This window comes from Vibrio sp. Vb339, assembly GCF_902751245.1.
Taxonomy (GTDB): Bacteria; Pseudomonadota; Gammaproteobacteria; order Enterobacterales; family Vibrionaceae; genus Vibrio; species Vibrio coralliirubri.
The window spans coordinates 1,027,134-1,043,056 of record NZ_CADDIS010000001.1; the positions used below are offsets into that span (position 1 = coordinate 1,027,134).

Annotated in this window: 9 protein-coding genes; 5 read left to right on the forward strand and 4 right to left on the reverse strand. The window is 43.9% G+C overall.

Features of this window, described 5'->3' with window-relative positions; all coding sequences use genetic code 11:
• The first annotated feature begins 278 nt into the window (after window positions 1-278).
• Both HRQ85_RS04555 and HRQ85_RS04560 read left to right on the forward strand, forming a co-directional pair.
• Window positions 279-1,304, forward strand: a complete 1,026-nt coding sequence (locus HRQ85_RS04555; protein WP_029235213.1) for an HD-GYP domain-containing protein — start codon at window positions 279-281, stop codon at window positions 1,302-1,304.
• The gene (locus tag HRQ85_RS04560; RefSeq protein WP_172378833.1) at window positions 1,297-6,276 is read left to right on the forward strand and encodes an ATP-binding protein; all 4,980 of its coding nucleotides are present in this window, start codon (window positions 1,297-1,299) and stop codon (window positions 6,274-6,276) included. Before HRQ85_RS04555 ends, HRQ85_RS04560 begins: the two co-directional genes overlap by 8 nt.
• 94 nt (window positions 6,277-6,370) lie before the next feature.
• Here HRQ85_RS04560 and HRQ85_RS04565 read toward each other — a convergent pair whose 3' ends face one another.
• On the reverse strand, window positions 6,371-7,261 hold the full coding sequence (locus tag HRQ85_RS04565) for a LysR family transcriptional regulator (RefSeq protein WP_172378834.1): 891 nt from the start codon (window positions 7,259-7,261) through the stop codon (window positions 6,371-6,373).
• Between the two features lie 259 nt (window positions 7,262-7,520).
• Here HRQ85_RS04565 and HRQ85_RS04570 point away from each other — a divergent pair, with 259 nt between their 5' ends.
• The gene (locus HRQ85_RS04570; RefSeq protein WP_172378835.1) at window positions 7,521-8,696 is read left to right on the forward strand and encodes an MFS transporter; all 1,176 of its coding nucleotides are present in this window, start codon (window positions 7,521-7,523) and stop codon (window positions 8,694-8,696) included.
• A 213-nt stretch (window positions 8,697-8,909) separates the two neighbouring features.
• Here HRQ85_RS04570 and HRQ85_RS04575 read toward each other — a convergent pair whose 3' ends face one another.
• The 3 genes from HRQ85_RS04575 to HRQ85_RS04585 all read right to left on the reverse strand — a co-directional run bounded on the left by HRQ85_RS04575 (window position 8,910) and on the right by HRQ85_RS04585 (window position 13,508).
• Window positions 8,910-11,666: an immune inhibitor A domain-containing protein gene (locus tag HRQ85_RS04575; RefSeq protein WP_172378836.1), complete on the reverse strand. Its 2,757-nt coding sequence runs from the start codon at window positions 11,664-11,666 to the stop codon at window positions 8,910-8,912.
• A gap of 47 nt (window positions 11,667-11,713) precedes the next feature.
• On the reverse strand, window positions 11,714-12,040 hold the full coding sequence (locus HRQ85_RS04580; protein WP_172378837.1) for a hypothetical protein: 327 nt from the start codon (window positions 12,038-12,040) through the stop codon (window positions 11,714-11,716).
• Between the two features lie 502 nt (window positions 12,041-12,542).
• Entirely contained in the window at window positions 12,543-13,508 is a 966-nt protein-coding gene (locus tag HRQ85_RS04585; protein WP_172378838.1) for a hypothetical protein, read from the reverse strand.
• Between the two features lie 153 nt (window positions 13,509-13,661).
• On the opposite strand from HRQ85_RS04585, the gene HRQ85_RS04590 reads away from it, so the two are divergent.
• On the forward strand, window positions 13,662-14,129 hold the full coding sequence (locus HRQ85_RS04590) for an Lrp/AsnC family transcriptional regulator (RefSeq protein WP_048606174.1): 468 nt from the start codon (window positions 13,662-13,664) through the stop codon (window positions 14,127-14,129).
• 166 nt (window positions 14,130-14,295) lie between these two features.
• Window positions 14,296-15,858 carry a methyl-accepting chemotaxis protein gene (locus HRQ85_RS04595; RefSeq protein WP_061038113.1) on the forward strand — a complete coding sequence of 521 codons (1,563 nt, stop codon included), beginning with the start codon at window positions 14,296-14,298 and terminating at the stop codon, window positions 15,856-15,858.
• Window positions 15,859-15,923 lie beyond the last annotated feature (65 nt).

Below are 15,923 nucleotides of genomic sequence, written 5' to 3' on the forward strand. Positions count from 1 at the left end.
TCAAGTTTTGCTCGTGAAAGAGCGACTACCAGTAGGCCGTAATAATCAATTTCTCGGGGACAGTTTAGATGATGTGATAATAGATGCGTATGTAGTCCATTGTTTTATAAGCTAATTCCCGTCGAGTTTTTGACATCTTACCCGTTCAAGGTGTTATTTTGATGTCACTCGAAGATCTATCCTTAATTTTTAACAAACATTTGTCATTTTGATATTGAGACGTGCGAAAACCCATCTACACTATGGTTATAACTGTTTGATTTGTATACGAGGTATCAATGAGTCGGAAACCTATAGTGTTAGTCGTGGATGACACCCCAAGTAACTTGGATGTGTTAACGGCAATACTCAAAGATACCTATCAAGTGAAAGTAGCGATTAACGGCACAATTGGTATCAAGATCGCGAAGATGGTGCCGCAGCCAGACCTTATCCTCCTTGATATCATGATGCCTGACATCGATGGTTACGAGGTGTGCCGCCAACTTAAAGCTCAGCCGAATACGGCTCACATTCCTATCATTTTCGTGACCGCCACAATTGGTCCAGAAGCCGAAGTGAAGGGACTATCTTTAGGTGCTGTCGATTACCTAACGAAACCGATTACGCCTGAAATCGCGCTCCAGCGTGTCAAAACCCACATCGCTTTGTATGACCAACAACGAGCACTGTTCCATCAAGTGAAAGACAAAACCGTCGAGATCAATCTAGGTAAACTTGAGACACTCAATATCTTAGGTCGAGCAGCGGAATTTAAAGACAACGAAACGGGTATGCACGTTAAGCGCATGAGCCACTACTGTGAGGTGTTGGGCAAGGCGTTGGGCATGACTGACGAAGATGCCGAAACGCTCCGTGACGCGGCGCCAATGCACGATATTGGTAAGATAGGTATCCCAGATAACGTGTTACTTAAGCCCGGAAAACTCGATGCGGAAGAGTGGGCGATCATGCAGAAGCACGTCGAGTATGGTGTGGAGATTTTAGGCCAGCAAAGTGATTCAAAACTGATGAGAATGGCGATCCAAGTAGCGCAGTATCACCATGAGAAATGGGACGGTTCCGGTTACCCGAGTCAAGTGGCAGGGGAAGATATCCCACTGGTTGGCAGAATTGCTGCTGTGGCTGATGTGTTTGATGCTCTAACGGCAGAACGCCCTTATAAAAAAGCTTGGAGTGTCGAAGATGCTTTGGCTTTAATCACTGAGCAGAAAGGTAAGCATTTTGACCCGACTATCGTTGATCTGTTTTTCATTAAATTGCCAGAGATTCTAGAGATTAAAGAGAAGTTCAAAGATGAGTGACCTCTGGCAGATGTGGGGTAAGTGGGGTAAGCGTTATGTCATCGCCATAATTTTGTTTGTTGTATTCGTTGTTCGTGCTGCTAGCGTTAACGCTGAGGCTGCTCCGGATCAACAACCAAACCTATGGCAAGATCCTGATCGTGAAATCACGTTTGTTGCACTATCCAGTCATTATCCTTACTCATTTATTGGTGATGACGGAAAAGTCGACGGGATTATTCGAGATTGGGCTTACGATCTTGAAGAGCGTTTCAACGTAAAAACCAACTTCATCAGCGTAGATTCTCATGCTGAAGCAAAGCAAGCTTTGTTAGACGGGAAAGGCGATGTGTTTCCGTTTCAACAGTTTGATCCCAGCGAAGGAGGACGTTTCCTTCAAACTGATCCTTATATCTCGTACCAAATTGCCGTCATTCTTCCTACCGAAGATCATCTCAATAAGAAAATAGAGCAAGAGGCCAAAAGGCGAATTGCCATGGTGCGAGAAAGCATCGACCTAAAGGGATCTGGTGTGCAGCTTAGCTCTATTGAGGCGGTTGAGTTCGATACGGCCATTGATGCTATTCGCGCATTAGAAGACGGCTCGGTTGATGGTTTGCTGGCTGAACCTGTAACCACCATGGATCTTGCTCATAAAAGCGGAGTAGAGAATTTAGCGGTCAACCATGTACTTGATCGCTGGAAGAACATCAAAGCAGCCATGGTTATTCGTTCAAACGACAATGAGCTGCTTAACTTATTGAATCAACAGATTGCAACATTTGATATCAGTAAAAAGAACCGCATTTTATCTAAATGGTTAGATGACTCGCCTTATCGCTCTCCCATTAAAGGTGTATTTGGATTCGGCAACCCGCCTTACATGTATCCAGACAGTACTTCTGTCGGCTTAGAGCATGACATTATGCAAAGAGCTTTGAACGATATGGGGTATCGGTTAGGTGACGTTGTCACTTTGCCTCGTACTGCAGCTCGTCAAGCTATCGATAACAACAACTCAATATCATTTGTCTCTGGCGTTCAACTTAATGACTCTTCATTGCACTTTGTCAGTGACAAGGTGATGGATGTTGATTTTGTACCAGTGTCATTAAAGAGGCGTAAGCTGGATTTGAAGTCGGCAAAAAATTTGTCATTGGGTGCTTTGCTGTTCGATGAAACATCGCCGATTAAAAATTCCGTAGAAGTCTTGGAAAGCCCATTGAGCATTGATCGGATAGAAGATCTCGACAGCTTAGAGTCGGCGTTCTCTCAGCTGAGAGCTCAGAATGTTGATCTCCTGATGGTAGAAAGGCGCGTATTAACCTGGTTTGTAACCAATACCCGGTTTATTGAAATGCGCGAGATTCAGCTCCATGAAGATTATAAAGTCAGTTATCCCATCTACGTGGATTTCAGGGGGGCGGAATTAAGAGACCGCTTCAATGCCGCATTGGCAAACCTGAAAAGGGAAGACGGGGAATTTGAGCCAATTCTTAGAAGACAAATTAAGAACGACCTGACTCCGGTTCTGAAGAAGGCCGATATTATTGCTCAAATCTCAGCGTACTTTATTGTTAATGATCGCTTTGACGAATTGCCTAAGATTTTTGACATATTTGATGCAGATAATACCTTCATGGTGATTTCGGCACTGGCTGATAATAATAAGCGACCGCTTGAATCTTGGTTCCTAGGAGATGTATCAACGTCATCATTGGACAAGAAAAACACCTCTAAATTGTCATCCGTGACGAAAGGCGCTGGTTATAAAACGAAGACGGGCAGCACCAATGCTGGGTTTATGACGTTCTATTTCGATGTGGATTCCGTGGAAGGGAGCTATGTTTATTTCCCAGCCATTGAGCAGTTCAATTCATTCGGAGATGGTGCAAAACGCTATATTTCAGATATTTATCAATCAAACAGTTTAGCTGGTGAACTCCTTAATCTTAGTCAAAACGAACGTCAGTGGATAAAATCTCATCCAGTATTGAAAATCGGTATTGATCCTAACTCTTTGCCTTATGAAGCCGTATCGAGCAAAGGGGAATACATCGGCATGATCGATGATTACCTAAAGCTGATCGAGCAGAAAACAGGTTTACGCTTGGAACATGTTGATGTCGGCAGTTGGCAGGAGACTCGACGACTCGTTGACCATAGAAAAGTGCACCTTGTGTCGGCTGCTGTGGAGAATCGTTCACTTAGCGAGGGCGTGAAGGCGGGTAAGCCGTTATTTTCTAGTCGTTTGGCCATTGCCTCAAGACGAGATGTGAACAGTCTTGTCTTAGAAGAAGCTGCCGGTTGGAAAATAGGTATTTTAGAAGGGGGAGCCAACACAGAAGCTATCGTGGATAGTTACCCTGAGATCAACTGGTCGATGGTGTCATCGACGAATGATGGCTTAGAGCTCGTCGAATCGGGTGAGTTTGATGCGATGATTGATACCGTTGATGTCTTAAATTACTTAATCGACTCATTTGGCTATCGAGGGGTTGGTATCATCGGCCGGTTAGACTTCTTCCTGTCGCCAACTCTGCATGTCATCAAATCTGAACCTTTGCTGTTGTCTATTGTGAACAAAGCGATAGGCAGTATCTCGGCTGAAGAACACCAGAAGATCTCAGCAAAGTGGGCGGCGCCCAAAGCGATAGAAAGAGTTGATTATCAATTGGTTTACACCATTTCGGTTTTTTCTCTGGTGATCCTTCTTCTTATTATTTTCTGGAATCGTAAATTAGCGAAGCAGATCAGTATTGCTAAGGAAGCGACCGAAGCTCTGGAAAAGGCGCAGAACCAACTTTACAACATGCTAAATAGCTCTCCAATTGCAGCCAGTGTGGTATTTGAAGAAGAGGTTCGTTACGCGAATGATACGGCGAAACGTTTGTTTGGCGTGGAAGATCAGGCGTTGTCTTCTATCGACGTCGCTGCTATCCATGACTCGCTGAGCGTTCGTGATGGCGTGCATAAAGAGCTCGACCTTAACGGTAAAGTTGAAAATAGGGAGTTGGTTCTTAGAAAGTCTGATGGAACCCGATTTGTTGCTTTGGTCAGTTACTATCTTTTTGAGATTGATGGGGAAGTCGCCACACTATTTTGGGCATTCGATATTTCAGAAATGAAGCGCCTTAACGAACAATTGGAAGAAGAAAAACAGAGAGCCGATTTGGCGAGCCAAGCTAAATCGGAATTCTTAGCCAATATGAGCCATGAGATAAGAACCCCAATGAATGCCATTATTGGCTTGTCTTATCTGGCGATTGGCGAAATATCTAATCCTGTCGCTCGAAATTATATTGAGAAAGTGCACCGTTCTGGCCATTCGTTACTCGGTATCATCAATGACATCCTTGATTTCTCAAAGATAGAAGCAGGGCAACTTGTTATTGATAACGTCCCGTTTGATCCCGTAACGACCTTTAAAGATGTGATTGAACTGATGGAGTCGAAAGCAGCTGAGAAGCAACTCAATTTGTCGATGGTCATCGACCCAGAGTTAGACACGCCACTGCAAGGCGATCCCTTGAGGTTGTTCCAAGTCATACTCAACCTTGTGGGCAACGCGATTAAGTTTACGGAAAAAGGCAGCGTAGCGTTAACGGTGGAGCATGTTGACTCGAACGATAGCAGCCTAACCATGAAGGTGGGTGTGATGGATACCGGGATAGGCATCTCGGATGAGAACCGTCACAAGCTGTTTGAAGCCTTTAGCCAAGCGGATACCACTACGACACGTCGGTTTGGCGGTACAGGGCTTGGGCTCAACATTAGCCAGAAATTAGTGCATGCGATGGGCAGTCAAATTACGGTGGAGAGTGTTTACGGGCAAGGCAGTGAGTTCTCCTTTGTGCTGACATTGCCACGCTCAAGCTCGGATGCGTTAGCCGAATTCAAAGCCCAAGAGTTGCAGTTGGATTATCAGATAGAGTTCAAAGGCCAAAGAGTGCTATTGGTTGAAGACAATGAGCTGAACCAAGATCTAGCCTTAGCATTTTTCAGTCGCTCTAAATTAAATGCCGATCTTGCTGAAAACGGAAAGGAAGCGCTGGAGTTAGCTAAAAACAACGACTACGAAATAATCTTCATGGATCTTCAAATGCCGGTTATGGACGGCTTTGAAGCTACTCGTTTGATTCGTGAATTCAATACAGATGTACCGATTATTGCAATGTCGGCCAATGTTTTTGCTGATGCGAAACAACGAGCGAGGGCGTCGGGTGTCACGGACTTCTTGGATAAGCCAATTGTTATTGATAAAGCGATGTCTCTGATTACTCGATACATTGTTCCTGAGGTATTAGTTGAAGGTAGAGCGCCATCAGACACGCCTTCAGTTACGATACTGGCCGGTGATTCTGATGAGAGTGCGGAATTACACTCCGATACTCAAACAGAGCCGCCTGTTTTCTCTCAGTCGAGGTTTGAGCAACTGACTTATCATGATGTGAAACTGCAAGCCAAAATGCTTGATAGGTTCTGCCAAGGATCGCCAGACATTATGTCGGATGCTTTTGATAACTTAGTACAAGGCGACTGGGAGACGTTAGAGCGCAATCTGCATACCTTAAAAAGCATGGCAGCTTCGATTGGTGGGTTGCGATTAGCCGAGCTACTCAGTGATTTAGAAAGCAAAGCGCATAACAAGGCGTGTGATGAAGCAGATCTTAAGCAAGGCGAACTTGGGTTAATCGAACTGATTAAAGCAGTTGAGATCAGCTTTGATGTGTCTGGTGTTGAGGGATTCAATACGACAAGTACTGAAGAAGCCGATGCGAGTCTTGCTGATACCTCTGATTCACCGAGCATCACGTCAGAACAGCATGCTCAGTTGCTATCACTGCTGGATGCGTATGATAACGATGCAACTCAATATGTGACTGAGTTACTGGCACAGTATCCACATTCTGTTGTTCTCAAAGATGTTCAAAGTGCGTTAGATAATTATGACTTTGAACGAGCCAAAGAGGGGCTCGGCGCTTCTGAGTAGCTGTTTTTTATAAATATCACTTCAACATTAAAGCCTTTAGCTCTTACAGCGAAATAACGCGCTAGCTAAAGGCTTTAAATCTAGTTATACCGAACTAACCACTAACGTTCTGTTTGATTAGCTCAACGACCGTATCGTATCGGTGCGGCAGTTTTCGGTTTCGTTTTTGAACCAAATACAGCGTTTCCTCAACTTCTACTTTTGGCGGCACAACGTGTAGCTTGTCTCTATCTGGGAAGTGTTCAACCGCACCAGCCGGTAACACGGTAAAACCTAACCCTTTTGATACGGGTAGCAAGATCTGGTGAAGCTGATTGACGTAGCCAGATCTTGGGATCTCATTAACGTTGATGTTCGCTAAGTCTTTATCTCCGCATAGGTCGAAATACAAAGATAGATAGTGTGCAGAATCTGGGTGGGCAATCAGGCCAATGTCATTCAATACTTGCGGCGTTATCTCTAAATCAGCAAGGCTGTGGTGAACAATAAGACACAGTGCTTCTTTGCCGATGACTTGGCTTTGGTAGTAGCTGTCGTTCGGGGAATGTCTAACAATACCGATATCGGTAGTGCTTTCACTTAGGTCATTCAATATCTTTTTGTTTGGAGCTGCTTCTAAGTTAATGCTCAGATCTTGGTGTTGCTGCTGAAGTTCAAGAAGCTTGGGATACAGACGTAAAGAGAGTGAACCAGAGCAAGACAGGTGACATTGCCCAGCATAAGGATTATCAAAACTCAGAGACTCAAAAAGATCTTCTTGGTCTTTCTCTAGCTTGAGCGCATAGCGATACATAATTCGACCTTGTTCGGTCAGCTCGAAGCTCTTATTTTCTCGAGAGAGCAGGTCACAATTACAAGCTTGTTCAAGCTTCTTGATGTGTTGGCTGACTCCAGGTTGTGTCATGTACAACTTTTCGGCCGTTTGGGTGAAATGACCAACTTCAACCAGAGTCTTAAACGTATTGAGCCAAAGTGGATTAATCATACTCACCTTCAAATGCTAAAGCCTATAAATAACAGCGCTTGTAAATAACAAAGCCAATAAATAACAGAAAATTATTATTATCTTAAGTAATGATAATTTCAACTCTAGCGTCTTAAGTAACGCTAATCAAAGTCATGTGGTGGTAACACTTTATATTGGTCTATTGGCCGCTTTGTAGAGTTGCTATGAGTAACAAAGTGTTGCGACTTTGTTGAATTTTTGGTCTATTGACCAACTGTGCTCATATTTAGGAACGAAGATGAATAGAAATGTTTGGCTGCTTTCACTGTGTCAGGCCTTGTTGATGACGGGTAACATATTACTGATCTCTGTGATTGGTTTGATCGGTAAGCAGATAGCGCCTAGTGTCAGCATGATCACCTTGCCGGTTGCACTGCAGTTTTTGGGTTTAATGGCAGCCACTATTCCAGCATCTTTAATTTCAGGCAAGTTAGGGAGAAAGCGAGGATTTAGCATTGGTAATGTGGTTGGCATTACAGGAGCTAGTTTTGCCACCTACGCACTGTCTCAACAACATTTCTATTTGTTTTGTTTCGCCACGTTCTTACTTGGGATAGGCATAGGTTTTGGCACGCTTTATCGTTTTGCTGCAATCGAGGTGTGTGATGAAAATGCCCGTCATCGAGCGATCTCTATCTCTATGGCTGGTGGCGTTTTAGCAGCGGTACTCGGGCCCAACTTAGCGATTATGTCTCAACAGTGGTCGCAAGATGGCTTGTACATTGGTGCTTTTGCTTCTTTGATTGGATTGAACATTCTTGCGTTACTCATCTTACAAACCATTCAGTTTCCAAAAGTCTCTTTTAATAGTCAGGCGCCTAAATCCGATCCTCTCAGTGTGATAGTGAAAGCGCCTAACTTTATTGGTGCCGTGTTTGCTGCCATGGTCGCTTATGCGGTGATGAATATCCTGATGACAGCAACGCCATTGGCAATGATTGGCTGTGGCTTTGACTTTACTAAAGCGGCGGGTGTGATTGAGTGGCACGTGTTGGGGATGTTTGTACCTGCATTCTTTACTGGGTCACTTATCGAGAAGTTTGGCTCAAGAATGATGATCTTAGCAGGCGGGGTGCTTTTCGTTGTCTGTATCGCGATTAACATTCATGGCGAATCCATATGGCACTTCAGAGCAGCCTTGGTTGTGCTTGGTGTCGGTTGGAACTTCATGTTTATCGCGGCAACGGGCTTGTTTAGTCAGTCTTACCAGTCGCAGAACAAAGCCAAAGCACAAGCGTTTAATGAATTTGTTGTGTTTGGATGTGTGACGATTACAGCGATGCTCTCTGGTTGGTTAGAATCAACAGCTGGGTGGCAGAATCTCAATATCTATGTATTACCATTCGTGTTGGCCGTTATCTTGTTGTTCGCATTCAGTGCTCGTAAATCGCGTATTCAAAAGCAGCCTGTGTAATGGCTCATCGAATGGTGGTTCAGTAAATTTGTTACTGTGATTAAACCCCTAGTATCTCGAACTGCGACCAATAAAAAGCCCTACCAAATCGGTAGGGCTTTTGCTTACGGCTTAAATAATAACGTTTTCTTAAAACTGCTGTCTTGGCTTATATCCTGTGACAACAGTACTTAAGCTTGTGTTGTAAATACGCATGACAGAGCCTGCGATGATTTACAGGTCGACCAAAATCGTTTTGGTGGTAATTCCACCTTGGTCATCGATTATCTTCAGTATCACCTCGTGCTTTCCGTATGAAGGGAAGATTGAAGTGAATGTGCGACCTCGTTTCACCTTTCCGTTTGGAAGTGTCCACTCGGTATCAACAATACGACCATCGCTGTCTGAACTTTTAGACCACATGGTTACCCAGCGGCCCAAGTGAATGTACTTCGCGCTCGCTTCTGGAAGGGCGTTTGGAGATTCAACATTCACTACGGAGCTAAATGAATCGGTAGCGCCTTTGTCGTCGACAACAGTCAAGTTCACCGTGTATTCACCCGCTTGCTCGTAAGACCAAGTTGGTGCTATTTCGTTACTTGTTGTGCCGTTCCCAAAGTCCCATAGGTAATGGGTGATCTCACCGTCTTGGTCTGAGCTGAAGTTGTTTACAGAAACATTCAGGCCAGTCACATTCAGCTCGAAGTTCGCAGTAGGAGCGACGTTGTGTTGGCTTACTTTAGATAAGCGAACCACGCCGTATTCGTTGTTATCACTTTGATTCACAATATCGACCGCTAAACCAAATTCCGTCAGGATGCGCCCTGAATCTGGTGCTTGAGGCGATGTGTAATCTTGGTCATCCGAGAAGCTCGCATTGCCAACCAAACTGGTATCTTCGAGCACATCATTGTCGCTGTTTACAAGACGCATTGGAGTATGATCTTTGAGTGAAAACGCTGCGTCTCGAACTTGGTAGCGTGTTTGAGCAACTTCACCAGAGTTTGCCCACACCATGGCATTTTGATCTGCATCGACCACGCCTAACCAACCTTCACCTGGGTGTTTACCTACCCAGTTGTCAGTTAGTGATTCGTCCACGTACCAAATGATCAAGCCAGGGTCGAATGACATCAGTTGTCCCATACGTTTGATATTGGCTAGACCTTCATCAACATCCATGTGACTGCGCCATTGCAGTAGATAGTAGTGCTGCGCTTGATGGAATCCATTACTCAGCTTGTAACCATTAAGGGCGAAGGTGGAGTTGCTTTCACCATCGTCTATTGAGGTCACTTCACCATCGACAACCACAGCAAGGTTATCTAAATAGAAGCCTTCCATTGCTAAGCCGCCATCGGTGATGTATTCAAAAGACAGTTCAACTTGTTGGCCTGCCCATTGTGAAACGTCGAACTCAGCGTCGACCCATCCGTCAGACTCACCGCCAATAGCAGGAACGAGGCCCGTGTTGTATGGGTCGTCCATTGAGGTAATGTTGCCTGCAATGGCTTGTCCGTTGATTAGCACGCGCGCAAAGTCGTAGTCTTTTTCAATCTCATACCAAGTTTTGAAAGACAGCAGTGCAGAATCACCCGCTGGGATCACCAACTTGCGAGTCATACTGTTTTTCAGATCATCGCCTTTTTGAGAGTGGAATGAATACTCGCCCTCAAAGGGTTTCAGACTTTCAATCTGCTTTTCAGGAAGATCCACTTTAATCATGTTCGGACGGCTGTTATCCGTTGTTTGGAACAGCGTATACACTTGTGGGTTGTCTTCTAGGTCATCAATCGAGATCTGATCATCGTTAACCCAACGGCCGCCAATCGATTTCTGTAGGAAGTGTTTTGCCCAAGAGCTGAATGCCGTTGGTTGTGTACCGCCAATTTGACCTGCCCAACTCCCCGAAGACATGATTGACCAGTAAGAAACCGGTTCGCCTTTGCCTGTGTATTGCGTGTCATACTCGTCTGGTAAGCCTAAATCATGGCCATATTCGTGGGCACAAACACCCGCAGCCGCATCAATCGGTTGAATGGTGTAATCGAACGCCGCGTATTGGCCACCAAAACGATCTGGGAGCGAACTAGAAGTACCTTCCAGTACATGAGTGCGACCAAGGTTGAATCGGTGAGACCAAATCGCATCAGGGCCTAACACTCCACCACCGGCTTCTTCGCCTACCGATGCATGAAACACCATCAGGTGATCTATCACACCATCGGGTTCGCGGAAGTTTCCGTCACCGTCGTAATCGTAACGATCTTCAATGTCGTAATCGGCAAGGTTGATACTTGGGTCTTGAGCCAGTTGATTCAGCGCTTCACGAACCAGTTCTTGTGCGTTTAAGTCGTTGTCGGTGGTAGGGGAGTTACCACCATAGAATGACGCAGGCTTAGAGGCGCGATACCAACCTGCCGCTTGACCTGCAACGCTGTAACTATCACCTGATTCGCTTTGGTAATACTGACGCATCGAGATTAGGTTTTCGCCATTTGGCCCAGTGTAGCCAGAATTTGAAAACAACAACTCTTGATAATGCTCTGGGTTGTAGCTCTCGTAGAGCATCTGCGTGTGCTCTTCGGTCAGCTTGTTGTCATCCCAGTTCAAATCAGGGAAGTCGACCAACAGAGCGAGCACTTTGTCGGTACGCTTGGTGCCGACTTCCAAAGCAAAGACACTCGCTTTTTTAACACCAGACCCTTTTTCTATGGCTTTGAGTATTTTCGCGCGTTGCTCAAGTGCTTTTTTACCGAATTGAGCATCGCCTTTAAAACCAGAATTGATTTTATTTTTCAAGTAACGGTCAAGTGCATCCTGCTTTGCCACATCGGTTGCATCTTGGTCGACTAAGCCTTGTCTAACTAGCATTTCAATGAGTTTGTCTTCATTAACTACGCCTAAATCAATAGGTGTTTTTGCATAACCACTGACGCTAAATAGAGTAAGCATTGCTGAAGCCAACAATGTTTTTCTCATCATTTTCATTATATTTCCTTTTTATATTTCCATGTCGATATCAGTATCAACTTGCCTTATTCGGATCTGTTGTCCGAGTTTGGCCTAATACACTCTTGTGGTGTCTTATTTAACTGACGTGTGTTTGTTGTATGTTTTTTACCTTCTATCTCTTTTGTATTGGTTGTCTCTTTTCTATTTTTTGAATCAAACGGAGTGCTCTTCACTTTTTTAGCGTTGAGATAGATACGCAAAGCTTCTTGATTTTCCTCATAGGTTAAGCCTGAACATATAACACCTCGTTTAATCAATGACTTCAGCAATAGTTCGTCGTTCTCAATAGTGGAAGCCTGTGACAGTGAGGAAAAAATTAGAACCATTAAAGCCATTGTTTTGTGTGACATTCTTATATCAAGCCATCAGTTTTGATTATGTAACAAAATATATTTATAAAATCCACCAATCAAATGGATAATTATTACAATTAATTATTCGTTCCGGTTTCAACATTTAGAGTTAATATAAAATAAGGAGTGTTATTTATTCTATTGTCAGTTATTTAATGGTTTTTGTTGAATGAATAGCTGATAGTTTGGATGTTTAATAACATTGATTAGATCGTGGTTATTATTCTGGAGGGCGCTTTATACAAGGAGTTGGTTTCTAAATAATAAGATAATTTTTTATTATCTGTGTTTTAAAATACGCATGTAATAACTGAGTCATTAGTAAATACCCATGCTCAAATTATTTTTACTCAAAATATCAATAATTAGGGTATTGAGAGTAACTTTCAGTGTTTCAATGACGTGAAATTTAACAATAGTGGAGGTGAAAGGAGCACCAAGTAGCAAAAAAGAGCCCGTATTTGAGCTCTTTTACTTTTAGTTTCGTTAGTGTTTTTACTTATGACTGAGAGACATCGCGATAAAAGTAACGTTCGCAAGTGCTTGGATTCATGCGCTTAATGATGTTGGATATTAAAGCGATAACCAGCACTGAGAATACTAACCTTCCCCAAAATATGGTGTAGAAGTCAGCCCCAATGAGCATGATCAACAACGTATCTTCAATCAAGCTGTGGAGCAAGTTGAGCAGCATGATTGCGGTGAATACATCCCTCGCGGAGATATGTCCTTTCTTGGCTTCGTTGATCAATAAGCCGCCGCCAAACGAAAGACCAAGCGTGATTCCGATGATCGTTAGGTTGGTTGCGTCCTTGCTGATTCCTAGCAGTCTCAAGAACGGTCTTAACAATATTGCCATGAGCTTTTCAATGCCGAGAATCTTTAAAACCTTGAGTAGCAGTAATAGCGCTGAAATCACCATGAAGATAACAGCAAAGCTCTTGAGCTGTTCAATGGCCCAACCCAAATAGCTTGTGTCTCCTGATACTTCAGGCTGCCAAAGTACGGTTGCTGGGTAGTTGAGCAAATCCCCATATTGATAACTGAGGTTGAGTAGCCATGCCAGCACCAAGCTACCACCGACTCTCACCGACAGCGTAGCCAACCAGTTCACGCCTGCTTTTTTGGCTATCGCCCCCTCAATCGGTAATGAATGTGCTAGTAGCATCATGCTGCCTAAAACCGAGGCTTGAGCAACCGTTAAGGGAGCGTCAGAATTGATGAGAATAATCAGCCCCGCATAGATGTTAGTGAGTATGGTGGTAGCCCATACCAAGCCCATTTCTTTCGGTAAGCCGACGCTTTCCATTATTGGGCTCAGCCATTCGCTAAGAATCACGATGCCGCCGAGCTCTTCAACGACCTTTATCACGATGATAATTGGAATCATGATTCGGAAAAGAGTCGAGGTGACATCGAAAATCTCTCTAAGGAGTTCTTTAAAAAATTGATAGGTTGATTTCATAGTTACGACCATGGTTCGATTGTTTGGTATGAGAAGATCTTACCGTGATTGTTGTGATTCAGATTTCTAAATTGACCTTTAAAGTTGCGATAGATTTTTTAATTATCGTAGTATTAAAAATTATAAGTCATAAATGTATTGGTTTAAGAAATTATGGTGATTGACCGTATAGATAGAAGCATTCTGGTTGAACTGCAAAAGAACAACAGAATCCCTAATCAGACATTGGCTGAGCTGGTCGGGTTATCACCGCCTGCTTGCTTAAAGCGAGTGAAACGGCTGAGAGAAGAGGGCGTGATAGTCGGTGATGTGTCCATCATTAATCCAGAACTGACCGGCAGTAAGATGACTTTGGTTGTGTCCGTGGAAATGGAGCGTGACCGAGGGGATATTTATCAAATCTTTCGCCATTCTATTTCAAAGGCTGAAGAGGTCACGCAGTGCTATCAGATATCAGGCAGCTTTGATTTCATGCTGATTGTGACGGTCAAAGACATTCAAGCCTACGAAGACTTTGTGGAGCGAGTACTGCGCAAAGATCTGAATATTCGTAAATTCCATACCTCTGTCTCAATGAGAACCGTGAAATTTACCACTGCAGTAAACTTAGATGAGTCGTGACTGTTAGCTCGAGAAGATATGTGAAGTTATTAGCTTTGTGAGGTACTTAGCTAATATTTGTATAAATAGCAGGCATTTACACAAAATGTGACGTTCACATTTTGTCATAACTTTAATAATTGTATATATTCCTCGCCTAAAATAATAATTAACCTAAGTTAATATAATGACTGTCAGCTCATCTACTCAATCTCGTGAAACGCTTCTCAGCGAAAACGAACAACTTGTCTCTACCACTGACTTAAAAGGCGTGATTACGTACAGTAATGATGCTTTTTGTCGCATAGCGGAATACAGCCAACAAGAATTGCTAGGGCAACACCACAATATCGTAAGGCATAACGATATGCCAAAAGCCGCATTTGCTGATATGTGGGTTAACCTAAAGCAAGGTAAAGCGTGGCGTGGCATCGTAAAAAACAAAACCAAATCCGGTGGGTTTTATTGGGTCGATGCTTACGTAACTCCGATTTACGACAATGGTAAGGTGAGTGGCTACCAATCTGTTCGTGTTAAGCCAAAGAATGAATGGATACAAGTTGCAGACAAGGCTTACCAAGGCCTCTTGAAGGCTGAAAAGTCGGGTCGTCAATGGTCCTTAAAGATCAGTGACAGTGTTCGTTACGCCGTGTTGCTAGGCTCTTTGGCTGCGCCTCTGATTTCAAATCTCGTTGAAGTAGGGCAAGTATCACAATGGTTGTTGAGCCTACTTCCTGTTTCAGCATTGGCGTTACTTTTCCGACAAGAGCTGATTGATACCCCACTGCAGTTGAAAAAGCTGCAATCGAAATTCGATAGTGTTAGTCGTCTTGTTTATTCAGGTAATAGTCAGTTCTCTATTGCCGACTTTCACTTAAAACTATTGTCTGCAAGAATCCGCACCGTATTAGGTCGTATGACAGACTCTGCCAAGCCGTTACAAGATTTGGCTGATAACCTGAATGCCACGTCATTTGAAGTATCTGAAGCTTTAGATCAACAAACAAAAGATATTCTTCAAGTACGAGAGGCGACTGAAGAGGTTGAAGTCACCGCCAATGAGGTCTCTTCTCGCACAGAAGAAGCGCACCAGATTGTTGATGTGACTTTGCAAACCTGTGCTGGTGCTAAAGAGAGTATTAATCAAACTCATCAAAACTTAGAGAGCCTAGCTTCTCAGGCCGAAAAGGCGACTCAAACGACTTACCAACTGAGCGACCAAGCGCAGAGCGTAAGTAAGATAATGGAAGAGATTGGTGGAATCGCCGAACAAACCAACTTGTTGGCCTTGAACGCTGCGATTGAAGCGGCGAGAGCGGGCGAGCAAGGACGAGGCTTTGCTGTCGTTGCAGACGAAGTACGCGCGTTGTCGGGTCGAACCTCAAAGGCTACGGTTCAGATCAAAGAGAGCATCGATACCATGCTAACGACGATTGAAGGGTGGCAAAAAGATATTCTGGCGAACCGTGAGCAAACGGACGCGTGTGGTGATGTTGCGAAGGTGAGTGCAGAGCGCTTGTCGGAAGTCGAAAACCTAATGCAATCCATGAATGAACTCATGCAGTCTGTTGAAAGTTCTGCTCATAAACAACGTGAGCTGTCGAGTGAGGTCAATCTGCATATGCAGTCTATCGCGTCGACTGCAGAACAAAATTTGGTTGCTACGCATTCAGTGAAAGACCACTCCACAGAGCTAAAAGAACAAGTGAACGAGTTCTACCAACTGGCAAAGCGTTTCGAAGAAAAATAGTCGTTAGATTTAATCCGAATGAGAGAAAAGACAAAAAAAGCCCCGCATTTTCATGCGGGGCTTTC